At 64.8% G+C, this 16553-nt stretch carries 19 protein-coding genes; 18 read left to right on the forward strand and 1 reads right to left on the reverse strand.

The annotated features are described in order from the left end of the window. Positions 1–50: 50 nt before the first annotated feature. From HNP47_RS02465 to ygiD, 4 genes are all read left to right on the forward strand, one after another. Positions 51–866, forward strand: a complete 816-nt coding sequence (locus HNP47_RS02465; RefSeq protein ID WP_260394569.1) for a D-alanyl-D-alanine carboxypeptidase family protein — start codon at positions 51–53, stop codon at positions 864–866. 65 nt (positions 867–931) lie between these two features. Beyond that, on the forward strand, positions 932–1300 hold the full coding sequence (locus HNP47_RS02470) for a hypothetical protein (RefSeq protein WP_221414891.1): 369 nt from the start codon (positions 932–934) through the stop codon (positions 1298–1300). Between the two features lie 97 nt (positions 1301–1397). Next, on the forward strand, positions 1398–2000 hold the full coding sequence (gene wrbA, locus HNP47_RS02475) for an NAD(P)H:quinone oxidoreductase (protein WP_184278107.1): 603 nt from the start codon (positions 1398–1400) through the stop codon (positions 1998–2000). A 4-nt stretch (positions 2001–2004) separates the two neighbouring features. Next, the gene (gene ygiD, locus HNP47_RS02480) at positions 2005–2763 is read left to right on the forward strand and encodes a 4,5-DOPA dioxygenase extradiol (protein ID WP_184278109.1); all 759 of its coding nucleotides are present in this window, start codon (positions 2005–2007) and stop codon (positions 2761–2763) included. Here the strand turns inward: ygiD and HNP47_RS02485 are convergent, their stop codons facing one another. After that, positions 2764–4317: an AMP-binding protein gene (locus tag HNP47_RS02485; RefSeq protein WP_184278111.1), complete on the reverse strand. Its 1554-nt coding sequence runs from the start codon at positions 4315–4317 to the stop codon at positions 2764–2766. Positions 4318–4500: 183 nt separating this feature from the next. Between HNP47_RS02485 and lipA the strand changes: the two genes are divergently transcribed. From lipA to lpdA, 14 genes are all read left to right on the forward strand, one after another. After that, a complete protein-coding gene (gene lipA, locus HNP47_RS02490; RefSeq protein WP_184278113.1) occupies positions 4501–5463 on the forward strand; it encodes a lipoyl synthase in 963 nt (320 codons plus the stop codon). Positions 5464–5470: 7 nt separating this feature from the next. Next, positions 5471–5923 carry a type II toxin-antitoxin system RatA family toxin gene (locus tag HNP47_RS02495; protein ID WP_184278115.1) on the forward strand — a complete coding sequence of 151 codons (453 nt, stop codon included), beginning with the start codon at positions 5471–5473 and terminating at the stop codon, positions 5921–5923. Continuing rightward, complete coding sequence (locus tag HNP47_RS02500; protein ID WP_184278117.1) at positions 5920–7035, forward strand: NAD(P)/FAD-dependent oxidoreductase; 1116 nt, start codon at positions 5920–5922, stop codon at positions 7033–7035. The genes HNP47_RS02495 and HNP47_RS02500 overlap by 4 nt, the downstream gene beginning before the upstream one ends. Continuing rightward, positions 7032–7583: a sugar O-acetyltransferase gene (locus HNP47_RS16495; protein ID WP_184278119.1), complete on the forward strand. Its 552-nt coding sequence runs from the start codon at positions 7032–7034 to the stop codon at positions 7581–7583. The genes HNP47_RS02500 and HNP47_RS16495 overlap by 4 nt, the downstream gene beginning before the upstream one ends. Before the next feature lie 133 nt (positions 7584–7716). Then, a complete protein-coding gene (gene rpmF, locus HNP47_RS02510) occupies positions 7717–7899 on the forward strand; it encodes a 50S ribosomal protein L32 (protein ID WP_026108365.1) in 183 nt (60 codons plus the stop codon). Positions 7900–8008: 109 nt separating this feature from the next. Beyond that, complete coding sequence (locus tag HNP47_RS02515) at positions 8009–8629, forward strand: hypothetical protein (RefSeq protein ID WP_184278121.1); 621 nt, start codon at positions 8009–8011, stop codon at positions 8627–8629. Between the two features lie 89 nt (positions 8630–8718). After that, entirely contained in the window at positions 8719–9996 is a 1278-nt protein-coding gene (eno, locus tag HNP47_RS02520) for a phosphopyruvate hydratase (protein WP_039243670.1), read from the forward strand. Positions 9997–10134: 138 nt separating this feature from the next. Further along, positions 10135–10434, forward strand: a complete 300-nt coding sequence (locus tag HNP47_RS02525; RefSeq protein ID WP_184279078.1) for a septum formation initiator family protein — start codon at positions 10135–10137, stop codon at positions 10432–10434. Between the two features lie 134 nt (positions 10435–10568). After that, positions 10569–11597 carry a pyruvate dehydrogenase (acetyl-transferring) E1 component subunit alpha gene (pdhA, locus tag HNP47_RS02530; RefSeq protein WP_066551420.1) on the forward strand — a complete coding sequence of 343 codons (1029 nt, stop codon included), beginning with the start codon at positions 10569–10571 and terminating at the stop codon, positions 11595–11597. A gap of 3 nt (positions 11598–11600) precedes the next feature. After that, positions 11601–12980, forward strand: a complete 1380-nt coding sequence (locus HNP47_RS02535) for a pyruvate dehydrogenase complex E1 component subunit beta (protein ID WP_184278123.1) — start codon at positions 11601–11603, stop codon at positions 12978–12980. Next, positions 12977–13294, forward strand: coding sequence for a DUF5076 domain-containing protein (locus HNP47_RS02540; RefSeq protein WP_184278125.1), 318 nt, complete (start codon positions 12977–12979; stop codon positions 13292–13294). The genes HNP47_RS02535 and HNP47_RS02540 overlap by 4 nt, the downstream gene beginning before the upstream one ends. Beyond that, a complete protein-coding gene (locus tag HNP47_RS02545; protein WP_184278127.1) occupies positions 13294–14595 on the forward strand; it encodes a pyruvate dehydrogenase complex dihydrolipoamide acetyltransferase in 1302 nt (433 codons plus the stop codon). The genes HNP47_RS02540 and HNP47_RS02545 overlap by 1 nt, the downstream gene beginning before the upstream one ends. A 15-nt stretch (positions 14596–14610) precedes the next feature. After that, positions 14611–15090, forward strand: a complete 480-nt coding sequence (locus HNP47_RS02550; RefSeq protein ID WP_184278129.1) for a glutathione peroxidase — start codon at positions 14611–14613, stop codon at positions 15088–15090. After that, a complete protein-coding gene (lpdA, locus tag HNP47_RS02555) occupies positions 15090–16496 on the forward strand; it encodes a dihydrolipoyl dehydrogenase (protein ID WP_184278131.1) in 1407 nt (468 codons plus the stop codon). Before HNP47_RS02550 ends, lpdA begins: the two co-directional genes overlap by 1 nt. Positions 16497–16553: the final 57 nt, after the last annotated feature.

Here is a 16553-nt window from a genome sequence, read left to right on the forward strand (position 1 = left end):
TGTGGGACATGTGGCGAAGCCTTTTTGCGTTCCTGTCCGTTTGCTTCGTCATGACGTTTGCCGGCGGCGCGCGTGCGGCCGGGCCCTGCCACACCAACGCCGATGGCTGGCAGGCGCAGGGACTGGCGAACGCGGCGTCGGCCTACGCCATGGAATGGGCGCCGTTCGGGGCGGCGGAGTGGGGGTGGCAGGCCTATCTGCCGCTTATCCAGCGTGAACTGCATACGACGTGCGGACCCGGCACACCGATCTTCGCGTCGCAACTGGCCGGGTTTCAGCAGACGTACGGCCTGGCGCCGACCGGCCTGTTCGATGCGGCGACATTCCAGGTGTTTCGCGGCCTCTGGCAGGAGCGGCGGCCGTTCGTCATGGCGCGCGTCAGCGGAGCCTGTCCCGAGCCGCCGCCGATCAATCAGCTCGGCTATCTGGTCGAGTCCGAGGAACATGCCGACCGTCTGACACGCCTGCTGCGCCGTGACGTGTTGGACGCCTATCGCCGGCTGGTCGCGGCGGCGCGGGCTGAGGTTCCGGAGGTGGAGGCCGATCCCGAACTGCTGCAGATCTTCTCCGGCTTCCGCGATCCCGAAACGGACGCGGCGCGCTGTGCGCAACAGGGCAACTGCGACGGGCTGCGTCGGGCGATCTGTTCGCCGCATCGGACGGGGACGGCGATCGATCTGTATGTCGGTCAGGCGCCGGGTCTGGGTGTTGATTCCACCAACCCGGCCAGTCGCGAATATATGGCGCGGTCGGCGACCTATCGCTGGCTGGTGGCGAACGCTGGGAGTTTCGGCTTTGTGCCCTATGTCTATGAGCCGTGGCACTGGGAGTATGTGAAGCCTTGGGATCCTTCGTTCGCGCCCTGACAGTATCTGAGAAATCGCTCGCGGGAGAGGCGTTTGGGGCTGCGATCGACCTGGCGCCCGTTCGTTTGATCGGTTGGCCGTTCCGCCGCGCCTTCGTGGCTGGACGCTGGTTCGGACGAGACTGGATTGTCTGGCCGAAAGCGCAGCTCGTCGCAGACTTCACGGCCGCATCTGTGAGAATTCAGGGCGTCCTGATCCACGAACTGACCCACGTCTGGCAGGCTCAGCATGGGGTCAACCTGCTGTTCGCAAAGCTGAAGGCTGGGGACACAGCCGCGTCGTATGCCTATAGCGTGGAACCGACCTGCCGGTGGGACACGTTGAACATCGAGCAGCAGGCGATGGTGATGGAGCATCGTTTCCACTGTCGCCGCGGTCGCCCCACGCCGGGCGACAGGACCTTTTACGACACCGTTTGCCCCTTCGAGACGTGATTTGCTGGCGGGGACTTGCGGAACGACAAGCAGCGCGCCAAGTTAGCAACGGTCGTTGTTGCGAATGACGACCATGTCATTCAACGGAGCCTCCCCGATGCCGAAAGTCCTCGTCCTCTATCATTCGACCTATGGTCACCTGGAAACCATGGCCGAGGCAGTCGCCGAAGGCGCGCGCGAGGTCGAAGGCGCAATCGTGGACATCAAGCGCGTGCCGGAAACCGTGCCGGAAGAGCTGGCTAAGGCCTCGCACTACAAGCTGGATCAAAAGGCGCCGATCGCCAAGATCGACGATCTGAAGGACTATGACGCCATCATCATCGGCGCCGGCACCCGCTTCGGTTCGGCCGCGTCGCAGATGCGCGCCTTCCTGGATCAGGCCGGCGGCCTGTGGTTCTCGGGCGCCCTGATTGGCAAGGTGGGCGGGGCCTTTACCGCGACGGCGACCCAGCACGGCGGTCAGGAGACGACCTTCCAGGGCCTGCACAACTTCTTCATGCACCACGGCATGCCGGTCGTGGGTCTGCCCTATTCCTTCCAGGGACAGATGACGCTGGACGCCATCCACGGCGGTTCGCCCTATGGCGCATCGACGATCACGGGCGGCGACGGCTCGCGTCAGCCCAGCGACGTCGAGCTGGACGGCGCCCGGTTCCAGGGTAAACATATCGCCGAGCTGGCCAAGAAGCTGCACGGCTGATCCGATGCGCCAGCCCGCCGTCTTTTTCGGCCACGGTTCGCCCATGAATGCGCTGGGCGGTCCCTATGGGGCCGCTTGGCGTGAGCTCGGCGAAGCGATCGGCAAGCCCTTGGGGGTGGTGATGATCTCCGCCCACTGGGAGACGCGCGGGCTGGGCGTCACCGCGCAGGAGAAGCCAGAAACCGTCCATGACTTCGGTAATTTCCCGCGCGAACTTCATGAGATGCAGTATCCGGCGCCCGGGTCGCCCGCCCTAGCGGCGCGGGTGTCGGCGCTGACCGGGGCCATCCAGACGCAAGCGTGGGGCCTGGATCACGGAGCCTGGTCGGTGTTGTGCCATGTGTGGCCCGAGGCGGACGTGCCTGTGGTGCAGTTGTCGCTGAACCGCGAGCTGACGGCGCGCCAGCATTACGAACTGGCCAAGGCGCTGAAACCGCTGCGCGACGAAGGGATCGTCATCGCCGGCTCGGGCGACTTCGTCCACAATCTGCGGACCTGGAAACGCGAGGACGACGCCGAGCCCTACGCCTGGGCGACCGGCTTCAACGAGGCGGTGAAGGCGGCGTTCGAACGGAGCGACCATGAGGCGCTGATCAACTGGGTAGGTCTGGCTGAAGACGCGCAACTGAGCGTGCCGACCGACGAACATTTCCTGCCGGTGCTTCATATCGCCGCGCAGCAGGAGGCGGGCGAGGCGGTCAGCTTCTTCAACGACCGCATCGACGGCGGCTCGATCTCGATGACGGGCGTCCGGATAGGTTGATCAGGCCGCCTTCTCGGCCTCGACCATCTTCTGGATCGACACATAGTCGGTCTTGCCGGTGCCCAGGACGGGGACCTCGGCGACCTTGACGATCTTCTTGGGCACGATCAGTTCGGGCGCACCGTTGGTTCGCGCCCACTCAGCCAGGGGCGCCACTTCCGCCTCGGCATGATCCGTCACCAGGACCAGCTTTTCGCCCTTGCGGCTGTCGGGAATCGACACGACGGCGTGGCGCTGATCCGGCCAGACGGCGCCGGCGATGCCTTCGACGGCGGTCAGGGAAACCATTTCGCCGCCGATCTTGGCGAAGCGCTTGGCGCGGCCCTTGATGGTGACATAGCCCTCGGCATCGACATCGACGATGTCTCCGGTGTCCAGCCAGTCGTCGCCGATCGCATCCCAGGTCATCGGCTCGGCCGATGTAACGTAGCCGCTCATGACATTGGGCCCGCGCAGCATCAGGCGACCGCCCGCGTCGATGCCCTCGACCGGCTCCAGCTTCCAGTCGATGCCGGGCAGCACCTGACCGACCGTGCCGGGCGCGTTGCGGTCAGGGTGGTTGACGGCGATGACAGGCGAGGCCTCCGTCGCACCGTAGCCTTCCAGAAGTGCGACGCCGCCGAACTTGGTGTTGAACAGGGTGCGGGTCTCCTCGCGCACCTTCTCGGCGCCCGCGACCACGAACTTCAGCGTCGAGAAGTCGTTCGGTTCGGCGACGCGGCCGTACTGGTTCAGGAAGGTGTCGGTCGCGAACAGGATCGAGGCGTTTACCTGGGGCAGCAGGTCGGTGATCTGTTTGGCGTGCAGCGGCGACGGATACTGGAAGGCCTTCAACCCTTGCAGCAGCGGCAGGATGACCCCGCCGGTCAGGCCGAAACAGTGGAAGGTCGGCAGGGGATTGAACATCACCCATTCGGGCAGCAGGTCGATATGGGCTGCCACCTGACGCGCATTGGCGACGAGGTTCTTCTGGCTCAGCACCACACCCTTGGGCGTGCCAAAGCTGCCGGAGGTGAACAGAACGACGCCCGGCGCATCGGGGTCCGTCTTCGCGCGAAACCGCTTGGGCGCCGCGCCGGCGGCGAGACCGTAGAGCTTGTCTGCCAGGCCGATGGTCTTGCGCACGTCGTCCAGCCAGACGACCTCGGCCACATTCTTCAGTTCGATGATCAGGTCGTCCAGCTTGGCCTGGTCGATGAAGCGTTTGGCGGTTAGCACCTTCTTGACGCCCGAGGCCTTGATCGCCGCCTTCAGATTGGCTTCGCCGGCGGTGAAGTTCAGCATCACCGGCACACGACCGTGCGCGTGCAGACCAAAGAAGGTGACGACGACGCCCATGGACGACGGCAGCAGGATGGCGACCCGCTCGCCCTTGTCGGTCATGTTGGCGATCTTGCGCCCCAGCACGAAGGCGGCGCGGATCAGGCCAGTATAGGTCAGCGGATGCCGGTCCTGATCCTCCAGGATTTCCTTGTCGCCGAAACGCGACCGCGCATCGATCAGGGCGTCGATCAGGGTCGAGTCGTAAAGCGAGGGATCCAGGGCCTGGCGCAAGCGCGTCTCCTACGGAGGACGCGGGCGGCCCTCTCTGTTGTTCGGGCGACTGTCATTAATGACGCCGCGCCATCTTGAAAAGATGCGTAACGTCGCGTGAGTTCCGATGCGCGATCACGCCTGCGGCAAGTCTGTTACCCGGTGTGCCTTGCCTAAACGGCCTCAAAGTCCGAAATACCGGCCATGGTCACCCTGATCGACACCCTTCAGCGCAAGCCGTCCGAGCTGCGTCACCCCGAAAAGCAGAACCGGCCCGAGTCGGTCGTTCTGAAAAAGCCCGACTGGCTGCGGGTCAAGGCGCCGGGCTCTGGTCAATACAACGCCACCAAGGAGATCGTTCGCTCCAAGGGGCTGGTGACGGTGTGCGAAGAAGCGGCCTGCCCGAACATCGGCGAGTGCTGGAGCCAGAAACACGCCACTCTGATGATTATGGGCGACACCTGCACGCGGGCCTGCGCCTTCTGCAACGTCAAGACGGGCTTGCCTCAGCCGCTGGATCCGGAAGAGCCGGGCAAGGTGGGCCTGGCCGTCCAGCAGATGGGTCTGAACCACGTCGTCATCACCTCGGTCGACCGCGACGATGTGGCCGACGGCGGCGCAGCCCACTTCGCCGAGGTGGTGCGCCAAATCCGCATCCAGGCGCCGGACACCACCATCGAGATCCTGACACCCGACTTCCTGCGAAAGGACGGGGCGGCCGCCGTCATGATCGACGCCAAGCCCGACGTCTTCAATCATAACCTGGAGACCGTGCCGCGCCTGTATCTGAAAATCCGGCCGGGCGCGCGCTACTTCCACAGCCTGCGCCTGTTGCAGATGGTCAAGGAGCGGGACCCGAACCAGTTCACCAAGTCCGGCATCATGGTCGGCCTGGGCGAGACCAAGGAAGAGGTCATGCAGGTGATGGACGACATGCGATCCGCTGGCGTCGACTTCATCACCATCGGCCAGTACCTGCAGCCGACGCGCAGACACGCCGCCATCGATCGGTTCGTGACGCCGGAAGAGTTCAAGGCCTATGAGGCGATCGCCCGGGCGAAGGGCTTCCTGATGGTGTCCTCCAGCCCGCTGACGCGTTCGTCGCACCACGCCGGCGACGACTTCGCCCGGCTGAAGGCCGCGCGCGAGGCGCAACTGCGCCGCTAAGTCCCGAATGTCCGTCCACCGCGTCACGCGCATTCTTCCCTATGCGCCCGAACAGCTTGCCGATCTGGTCGCCGACGTGCGCGCCTATCCTGATTTCGTGCCATGGGTGACGTCGATGCGCGTCTGGAACGCGCGCGAGGAGGGCGAGGGCGTCGGCTTGCAGGACGCGGAGGCCAGCGTCGGTTTTTCCTTCCTGAAGGAGCGGTTCTCCACCTGGGTCCGGCATGATCGCAATGCGCCCAAGGTCGAGGTCGGCTTGCTGCGCGGTCCCTTCAAGCACCTGAAGAACCGTTGGGAGTTCTTTCCTCATCCCGACGGCACGCGGCTGGAGTTCATGATCGACTTCGCCTTCAAGTCCCGGATGCTGGACATGATGCTGTCGGCGAACTTCGACCGGGCCGTGGAAAAGCTGATCGGTTGTTTCGAGGCTGAGGCGAAACGGAGATACGGCGTCCGATGAGTTTTGATTTCGACGCGACCGTCGTGGGCGCCGGGGCTGTGGGCCTGGCCTGCGGTCGGGCGCTGTCGAAACGGGGGCTGACGGTGCTGGTGTTGGAGAAGGAAGGCCACATCGGCCAAGGCGTCTCCTCCCGCAATTCCGAGGTGATCCACGGCGGCCTCTATTACCCGACCGGATCGCTGAAGGCCCGCTTCTGCGTCGAGGGACGTCGTGCGCTCTACGACTTTCTGGCCAGCCGCAAGATCGACCACTGGAAATGCGGCAAGCTGGTTGTGGCGACCGAAGAAACCGAGGTCGAGCGGATCGAGGCCATCTTCGAACAGGCGACGGCGAATGGCGTCGAGGGGCTTGCGCATCTGACCGGCGCCCAGGCGCGGGCGCTGGAGCCGGAGCTGAACGCCCACGCCGCCATCCTGTCGCCCGAGAGCGGCCTGTTCGACAGCCATGGCTATATGCTGGCCCTGCAAGGCGAGATCGAGGATGCGGGCGGATCGGTCGTGGTCTCGGCGCCGTTCGAGGGCGCAGAGTCTCTGGCGGGCGGCGGTTTCACGATCCGTGTCGGCGGGGAGGGGGCGATGCAGGTCACCAGCCGCCTTTTGGTCACCGCGCCCGGACTGTCGGCCCAGGCTGTGGCGGCGTCGATCGAAGGCTATCCGCCCGGCGACATTCCGGCCGGGCATTTTGGCAAGGGCGTCTATTTCCGGCTGACGGGAAAGGCGCCGTTCGACCGGCTGATCTACCCGCCGCCTATCCCCGGCGCGCTGGGCACCCACTATCGCAAGGATCTGGGCGGTCAGGCCGTGTTCGGCCCTGATCTGGCCTATGTCGAAACCGAGGACTACTCGGTCGATCCCGCCAAGGCCGAAGAGTTCGCCACCTACATTCGTCGTTTTTGGCCGGGTCTGCCCGACCGCGCCCTGACGCCGGACTACGCCGGCATTCGACCCAAACTGCATGGGCCGGGCGAGCCGCAACCTGACTTCCAGCTTCATGGCCGCGAGCATCACGGCATCGATGGTCTGATGGCCCTGTTTGGCATTGAAAGCCCGGGCCTGACCAGTTCGCTGGCCATCGGCGAAGCGGTGGCCTCCGCTATGACGGAGGCCGCATGACCGAGCGCGAGAAGATGCTGGCGGGCTTGCCCTATGATCCGGGCGATCCCGATCTGCGCGACGGTCGCGCCCGCGCCGTGGCTCTGACCGTCGCCATCAACGCTGAGCCGGATCGCGACCGGCGCGGCGCCCTGGTCAACGAACTGGTCAATGCGGCCGACAGCAAGGCGATCATCATGCCGGGCTTCTTCTGCGACTATGGCGTCAACATCCATTTGGGCGCGCGGGCCTTTGCGAACGCCAACTGCGTGTTCCTGGACTGCGCCGAGATCCGTATCGGCGACAACTTCCAGGCGGGGCCAGGCGTCCAGCTTCTGACGCCGGAACATCCGCTGGACGCGGTCGCCCGCCGGGGCGAGGAGACGGCGCGGCCGATCGTCATCGGGGACGACGTCTGGCTCGGCGGCGGCGCGATCGTTCTGGCGGGCGTCACCATCGGCGATCGTTCGGTGATCGGCGCGGGATCGGTCGTGACGAAGGACGTGCCGTCCGACGTGGTGGTGGTGGGCAATCCTGCCAAGATCGTCCGGCGTCTGACGCCTGCTTAAACGCCTTGAAATCGTCGCGCGGTTCATGCATAAGCCGCGCCTCGCGTGGCGGTCCTGAGGGCCGCCGCTATTGTTTTCGCGCTAGACGGAGCTCGGCTCTGGGCGGCGCCCGACTTAGAAGATTGAGACGGACATGGCCGTTCCGAAGCGCAAAGTATCTCCCTCGCGTCGCAACATGCGCCGCGCCCACGACGCCCTGACCTCGAACGTTTACGTCGAGGACAAGGACACCGGCGAGCTGAAGCGCCCGCACCACATCGACCTGAAGACCGGCACCTATCGCGGTCGTCAGGTCATCACGCCGAAGGAAGACTAGTCTCTCAGGCGACCCCGACTTCGGTCGGATGACGATTTCGACGGCGCGCGGTGACCCGCGCGCCGTTTTCGTGCGTTCAGTGCGGTGAAGCTTCCATGGGAGACGCCGCATGATGATTCGTTTCACCGCCGTCAGCGCCTGCGCGCTGCTGACTCTCGCCGCCTGCAATCGTGCAGAGGAGCGCGTCTCCGAGCCCGCCGCAGCGCCGGTCGCATCGGCGAACGAGACGCCCGCAACGCCCGCCGCCGATTCGAATGCGTTGACGGCCGAAGGTCTGGGCCCGGTGCGAATCGGCATGACGCGCGCCGAACTGGTCAAGGTCTGGGGCGAGGACTCCCAACCGAACGCCGCCGGCGGCGCCGAGCCCGAAGTCTGCGATCAGTTCCATCCCGCCAAGGCGCCAGCAGATGTGCAGGTGATGGTCCAGAACGGCGTACTGACGCGAATCACCCTGGCGCGCGGTGCGACGACCAAGACCGATCGCGGATTCGGGGTGGGCGATACGGCCATGGCAATCAAGCAAGCCTATGGCGGTGCAGTCTTCGCCCAGCCGCACAAATACCAGGAAGCGCCGGCCGAGGATCTGTTCGTCTGGTCCAAAGGTGGATCGACGACCTATGTCACCGACCCGTCCGCACGCGGCGTTCGGTATGAGATCGGCGGCGACGGCAAGGTGATGATGGTCCACGCGGGCGATCCTTCGATCCAACTGGTCGAAGGCTGTTCCTGACGCCCGGCGACGATGTCGGCATTGGCGTTTGGCGGGTAGGCGGCTAAACCGTCTGACCTTCCTTGCCCCTTGAGCCAAAGAGCCGAGCCATGACCGACATCGCCGACATCGTCGCCCGCCAGATCCTCGACAGCCGGGGCAATCCGACGGTCGAGGTCGATGTCACGCTGGAAGACGGTTCGTTCGGCCGTGCCGCCGTGCCGTCCGGCGCGTCTACGGGCGCGCATGAAGCGGTCGAGCTGCGTGACGGCGACAAGGACATGTGGGGCGGCAAGGGCGTCCAGAAGGCGGTCGACGCCGTCAACGGCGAGATCTTCGACGCCCTGTCCGGCATGGACGCCGAGCAGCAGCGCCGGATCGACGAGGCGATGATCGAGCTGGACGGGACGCCCAACAAGGGCCGTCTGGGCGCCAATGCGATCTTGGGCGTGTCTCTGGCGGTCGCAAAGGCCAGCGCCTTGTCGGCCAATCAGGAACTGTATCGCTACCTGGGCGGCGTCTCGGCCCGCGTCCTGCCGACACCGATGATGAACATCATCAACGGCGGCGCCCACGCCGACAATCCGATCGACATCCAGGAGTTCATGATCCTGCCCACCGGCGCCGAGACCTTTTCGGACGCGGTGCGCATGGGCGCCGAAATCTTCCACGCTCTGAAGAAGCAGCTGAAGGACGCCGGGCACAACACGAACGTCGGCGACGAGGGCGGCTTTGCCCCCAATCTGGCCTCAGCCGATGAGGCGCTGAGCTTCATCACCAAGGCGGGCCAGGCGGCAGGCTACCTCGCGGGCGAGGATTTCCACCTGGGCCTCGATGTCGCCTCGACCGAGTTCTTCAAGGACGGCAAATACGTCATGGCCGGCGAGGGCAAGACCGTAGATTCCGAAGGCATGGCCGCTTACCTGGTCGATCTATGCGAACGCTTCCCGATCGTGTCGATCGAGGATGGTATGGCCGAGGATGACTTCGACGGCTGGCGCCTGCTGACCGAACGCCTTGGCGATCGGGTCCAACTGGTCGGCGACGATCTGTTCGTGACCAATCCGGCGCGTCTGGCCGCCGGTATCGGCGAAGGTCTGGCCAACTCCATCCTGATCAAGGTCAACCAGATCGGCACCCTGTCGGAAACCTTGGATGCCGTCGATATGGCCCACCGCGCGGGCTATACCGCCGTGATGAGCCACCGGTCGGGCGAGACCGAGGACTACACCATTGCCGACCTGGCCGTGGCGACCAACTGTGGGCAGATCAAGACCGGCTCGCTGGCCCGCTCCGACCGGGTGGCGAAGTACAACCAGTTGCTCCGCATCGAGGAAATGCTGGGTGACCAGGGCGTTTATTTCGGCGACGGCATGCTGCTGAAATAGAAAACGGAATTGTCGGCGGAGAATCAGCGTTTTCCGCCGACATTCTTACGGTCAAGCTACATTTCGTTAGGCATTTTCGGGCACGGTTTCTGAACTGTGTTTTCGCGCTCAGAAGGAGCGTCTCAAGTGCCCGAACGGATGAAACCTTACCGCCTGTCCCTCGCCCTGTTGCTGCTTCTGGCCTATCTCGGGGTGCAGGCGCTGACGGGCGAGCGCGGACTGTTGAGCGGCTCGTCTCGCGACGCCCTGCTGGGGCAACGCGAGGAGCAGCTGGCGCATCTGACCGAGCAGCGCCGCGACCTTGAGACGCGAGTTCGCTATCTGCGCACCGACAGCCTGTCTCGCGATCTTCTGGAAGAGCGCGCGCGCGCCGTGCTCGGCTTCTCCGATCCCCGCGACTATGTGATCCGCGTCTCGGCCCCCGCTGCCCAAGGCTAAGCGACCTTCACCACTTGAACTATTGTTACAGGGCGACCCGCACCCCTTTGCGTTACCGGAAGGAAGGCTGCTAAAGCCCCTTTCCGTAACGATAAGAAGGCGTCGGTTCTCGGCGCCTAGCCGGGAGATACCGGATGGCGAAAGCCCCAGCCAAATCCGCTCAGACGACCACGCCTGACAAACTGCCCAACACGCCGACGGCGTCCAAGGAAGACCTTCTGCGCTTCTATCGCGAGATGGTTCTGATCCGCCGCTTCGAAGAGCGTGCGGGCCAGCTCTACGGCATGGGTCTGATCGGCGGCTTCTGCCACCTGTACATCGGCCAGGAGGCCGTGGCGGTCGGCGTTCAGGAGAGCGTCAAACAGGGCCACGATAAGATCATCACCGGATACCGCGACCACGGCCATATGCTGGCCGCCGGCATGGATCCCAAGGAAGTCATGGCCGAGCTGACCGGCCGCAGCGGCGGTTCGTCCAAGGGCAAGGGCGGATCGATGCACATGTTCGACGTGCCGACCGGTTTCTATGGCGGTCACGGCATCGTCGGCGCCCAGGTGGCGCTGGGCACCGGCCTGGCCTTTGCCGGCAAGTATCGCGGCGACGATTCGGTGGCCTTCGTCTATTTCGGCGACGGCGCCTCGAACCAGGGGCAGGTCTACGAGAGCTTCAACATGGCGCAGCTGTGGAAGCTGCCTGCCATCTACATCATCGAGAACAACCAGTACGCCATGGGGACGAGCATCGAGCGCTCGTCCTCCACCACCGAACTGTATCAGCGCGGCGCCAGCTTCGGCATTCCGGGCGAGCAGGTCGACGGCATGGACGTGCTGGCCGTGCGTGACGCGACGGCCCGTGCGGTGAAGCGCGCCCGCGAAGGCGGCGGTCCCTTCATCCTGGAAGTGAAGACCTATCGCTATCGCGGTCACTCGATGTCAGACCCGGCCAAGTACCGGACCAAGGAAGAGGTCGACGAGGTCAAGAAGACCCGCGACCCGATCGATCACCTGAAGATGCTGCTGTCGGCCGCCAATGCGACCGAAGACGAGCTCAAGGCCATCGACAACGAGATCAAGGCGATCGTCGCCGAAGCTGTTCAATTCGCCCAAGAGAGCCCGGAACCCGATCCGTCCGAGCTCTATACCGACGTCTACGTGGAGGCCTGATCCGTGACCGACATTCTGATGCCGGCGCTGTCCCCCACGATGGAAGAGGGCACGCTGACCAAATGGCACATCAAGGCGGGCGACACCGTGTCGGCCGGCCAGGTGATCGCCGAGATCGAAACCGACAAGGCGACGATGGAAGTCGAGGCCGTGGATGAAGGCGAAGTGCTGGAAATCCTGGTCGCCGAAGGCTCCGAGAACGTGAAGGTCAACACGCCGATCGCGCGTCTGGCCGGCGAAGACGGCGCAGCGACGCCTGCGCCCAAGGCGGAGTCCGCAAAGGGTGAAGCTGAGGCGCCCAAGGCGACGGCCGAAGGCAAGACCGGCGATCCCGAGAAGGCGCCAGCCCAGACCGCGACGCCCAAGGTCGAATTTAGGGACCCGGAAATCCCGGCCGACGCCAAGCTGGTCAAGACGACCGTGCGCGACGCCCTGCGTGACGCCATGGCCGAAGAGATGCGCCGCGACGATCGCGTCTTCCTGATCGGCGAGGAAGTTGCTCAGTATCAGGGGGCCTATAAGGTCAGCCGCGACCTGCTCCAGGAGTTCGGCGACCAGCGCGTCGTGGACACCCCGATCACCGAGCATGGCTTTGCCGGCCTGGGCGTCGGCGCCGCCATGTCGGGCCTGAAGCCGATCGTCGAGTTCATGACGTTCAACTTCGCCATGCAGGCGATCGACCACATCATCAACTCGGCCGCCAAGACCCTCTATATGTCGGGCGGTCAGATCCGCGCGCCCATCGTTTTCCGCGGTCCCAACGGCGCCGCATCACGCGTCGGTGCCCAGCACAGCCAGGACTATTCCGCCTGGTATGCGCAGGTGCCGGGTCTGAAGGTCATCGCGCCCTATGACGCGGCCGACGCCAAGGGCCTGCTGAAAGCCGCCATCCGCGACCCGAATCCGGTCGTCTTCCTCGAACACGAGATGATGTACGGCCTGGAGTTCGATGTGCCGGAGGTCGAGGACTACGTCCTGCCGATCGGCAAGGCCAAGGTCCGTCGCGAAGGCAAGGACGTCACCATCACCGCCCACAGCCGCATGGTCGGCTTCGCCCTGCAGGCCGCCGAGAAGCTGGCCGAGGAGGGTATCGAGGCCGAGGTGATTGACCTGCGCACCCTGCGTCCTCTGGATCACGAGACCATCGTCGAGAGCGTCAAGAAGACGAACCGTCTTGTCTCGGCCGAAGAGGGTTGGGGTCCGATGGGCGTCGGCGCCGAGGTCGTGGCCCGCGTCATCGAGTACGCCTTCGATTATCTGGATGCCCCGCCGCTGCGCGTGCACCAGGAAGACGTGCCGCTGCCCTATGCCGCCAATCTGGAAGTCTTGTCGCTCCCGGGCGTGGACAAGATCATCGCGGCCGTGAAGCAGGTGATGGCATGACCGAGGCATCGGAGTTCATGCTGACGACGCCAGACAGCGTCGCTGCTGACCCCAAGGCCATCGAAGTCCTTCGGATGTGGTGGTCGAAGGACGAGCCGGTGATGTCCGTCAAACCGGCCTTCAACGATCCCATACAGTTCGGTCGGCTGCTGGCCTATGCGGCTCGACATATGGCGCATGGTTATGCCGTGCGGCATCAACACGATGAAACTGCGGCCTACCACCGCATCCTCGAAGGTCTCAGCGAAGTGGTGAGGGCGAATGACGTCCGCACTGTCGCCGAACCGATCGCGCCAACCGGGGGGAACGCCTGATGACCGACATCCTGATGCCGGCCCTGTCTCCGACGATGGAGGAGGGCGTTCTGGCCAAGTGGCACGTCAAGGTCGGGGACGTCGTCTCCGCCGGAGACGTGATCGCCGAGATCGAAACCGACAAGGCCACGATGGAAGTCGAGGCCGTGGACGAGGGCGAAGTCACCGACATCCTGGTCGCTGAAGGCACGGAAGGCGTGAAAGTCAATACGCCCATCGCCCGCCTGAAGGATGAGGGCGGCGCGGCCGCACCCAAGCCTGCTGAAAAGCCCGCCGCCAAGACGGAAGAGGCGCCAAAGGCCGAGGCCGCTCCGGCTGCTGCCGAGGCGCCCAAGACAACTACGCCTGCCGCTCCGGCGCCCGCCGCGCCGAAGTCGGACGGCGGAGATCGCATCTTTTCTTCGCCGCTCGCTCGCCGTATCGCCGCTCAGAACGGCGTCGATCTGAAGTCGATCAAGGGCACTGGTCCCCACGGCCGCATCGTCAAACGCGACGTTGAGGCCGCCGGCAAGGCGTCGGCCCAACCGGCGACCGCATCGTCGGCGTCGCCCGCCGCGACCGCAGCCGAACCGCGCAAGGCGCAGTCGCTGGCTCAGATGGGCATTCCCGACGGCAGCTACGACCTGATTCCGCTAGACGGTATGAAGAAAGCTGTGGCGCGTCGCATGGTCGACAGCGTCCAGAACGTCCCACACTTCCCGCTGTTCATCGACTGCGAGATCGACCAGCTGATGGCTGTGCGCGCCAAGGTCAACAAGATGCTGGAGCCGCAAGGGATCAAGGTCTCGGTCAACGACTTCGTCATCAAGGCCGCCGCTCTTGCCTTGAAGATGGTGCCGGAGGCCAACGCCTCCTACACGCCCGAAGGCATCGCCATGCATCACAACGCCGATGTTTCCATGGCGGTGGCGATCGACGGCGGCCTGATCACTCCGATCATCAAAAAGGCCGAAACCAAGGGTCTGGCGCAGATCGCGACCGAGTCCAAGGACCTGGCCAAGCGTGCGCGCGACCGCAAGCTGAAGCCGGAAGAGTTTCAGGGCGGCACCTTCTCGGTGTCCAATCTGGGCATGTTCGGCATCAAGCAGTTCACCTCGATCATCAATGAGCCGCAGGGCTGCATCATGAGCGTGGGCGCGGGCGAACAGCGCGCCGTCGTCAAGAACGGCCAGGTCGTACCGGCCACCGTCATGACTGTGACCCTGACCTGCGATCACCGCGTGGTGGACGGCGCGACCGGCGCCCGCTTCCTGCAAGCGTTCAAGCCGCTGATCGAAGATCCCGTCGCGATGCTGGCCTAAGGGGAGGGTGAGGTCATGACCTCGGTCTATGACTTCTCCGCCCGCGCCATCGACGGCACGGACGTATCGCTTGATCGCTTTCGCGGTCAAGCGCTGCTGATCGTGAATACGGCGTCCAAGTGCGGCTTTACGGGGCAGTACGACGGCCTGGAAGAGCTGCATCGGACGTTCGCTGATCAGCCGTTCGAGGTGTTGGGCTTTCCCTGCAACCAGTTCGGCGAGCAGGAGCCGGGCAAGGCGGCGGAAATCGCCGCCTTCTGCGCCACCAGTTTCGACGTGACCTTCCCCCTGTTCGACAAGGTGGAGGTCAACGGACCGAACCGACATCCGCTTTACGCCTGGCTGACGGAGCAGAAGCGCGGCTTCCTGGGCTCCAAAGCCATCAAGTGGAACTTCACCAAGTTCCTGACCGACCGCGAGGGCAGGGTGGTCGCCCGCTATGCCCCGCAGACTGAACCCGAGGCCATTAAGGCCGACATCGAGAAGTTGATCTAATGGCTGCTGAATTCGATCTCGTCGTCATCGGCTCGGGCCCCGGCGGTTATGTCGCGGCCATTCGCGCCAGCCAGTTGGGCCTGAAGGTCGCCATCGTCGAGCGCGAGAACCTGGGCGGCATTTGCCTGAACTGGGGCTGCATTCCCACCAAGGCCCTGCTGAAGTCGGGCGAGAAGTTCGAGAGCCTGAGCCATCTGAAGGACTACGGCCTGTCCGCATCGGGCGCGTCGTTCGACTTCGACGCCATCATCCAGCGCTCGCGCGGCGTGGCCAAACAGCTGAATCAGGGCGTCGGCTTCCTGATGAAGAAAAACAAGATCGAAGTGATCGAGGGTTCGGCCAAGCTGGAGAAGGGCGCCGCCGCGCCCAAGGTTGTGGTCGCCCTGAAAGCTGGCGGTTCACGCGCTCTGGAGGCCAAGTCCGTCATGCTGGCCGTCGGCGCCCGTGCCCGCGCCTTGCCGCAGATCGGGCTGGAAGCCGACGGCGATCGCATCTGGGCCTATCGTGAGGCCATGGCGCCGAAGTTCATGCCCAAGTCGCTCGTCGTGATCGGTTCGGGCGCCATCGGCATCGAGTTCGGCAGCTTCTATCGCGCCCTGGGCGCCGAGGTGACGGTCGTGGAGGCGGTCGAGCGCATCATGCCGGTCGAGGACGAGGAGGTCTCCAAGGCCGCCCAGAAATCGTTCGAGAAGCGCGGCTTCAAGTTCAAGCTCGGCGCCAAGGTGATCAAGGTCACCAAGACCGGCGCCGGCGTGAAGGTGGACATCGAGGTCGGCGGCAAGGCCGAGACGCTTGAGGCCGAGGTCTGCATCTCGGCTGTCGGCATCACCGCCAACACCGACGGCATCGGCCTGGAGGCGCTGGGCGTCGAACTGGACCGCGGCCATATCAAGACCGACGGCCACTGCCAGACCAACGTCAAGGGCCTGTTCGCCATCGGCGACTGCGCCGGGGCGCCCTGGCTGGCGCACAAGGCCTCGCACGAAGGCATCCACGCCGCCGAATATATCGCCGGCTACAAGACCCCGAACGTCCATTCGCCCATCGCCGGCTGCACCTACGCCCAGCCGCAGGTCGCCTCGGTCGGCGTCACCGAACAGGCCGCCCGCGCCGAGAAGCGTGAGGTCAAGATCGGCCGCTTCCCGTTCCGCGTGAACGGCAAGGCGATCGCCTCGGGCGACACCGACGGCTTCGTCAAGGTGATCTTCGACGCCAAGACCGGCGCCCTGATCGGCGCCCACATGATCGGCCACGAGGTCACCGAGATGATCCAAGGCTATGTCACCGCCATCACAATGGAGGCGACGGAAGAAGACATCCACGGGATCGTCTATCCGCACCCGACCATGTCGGAGGCCATGCACGAGGCGGCGCTGGACGCCTATGGGCGTGTGATCCACATCTAAGCCAGAGACCGAAACGGCCCCGGAGTGCTCCGGGGCCGTTTCTCGTTTCAGGCAGGC

This window comes from Brevundimonas vesicularis, assembly GCF_014204545.1.
Taxonomy (GTDB): Bacteria; Pseudomonadota; Alphaproteobacteria; order Caulobacterales; family Caulobacteraceae; genus Brevundimonas; species Brevundimonas vesicularis_B.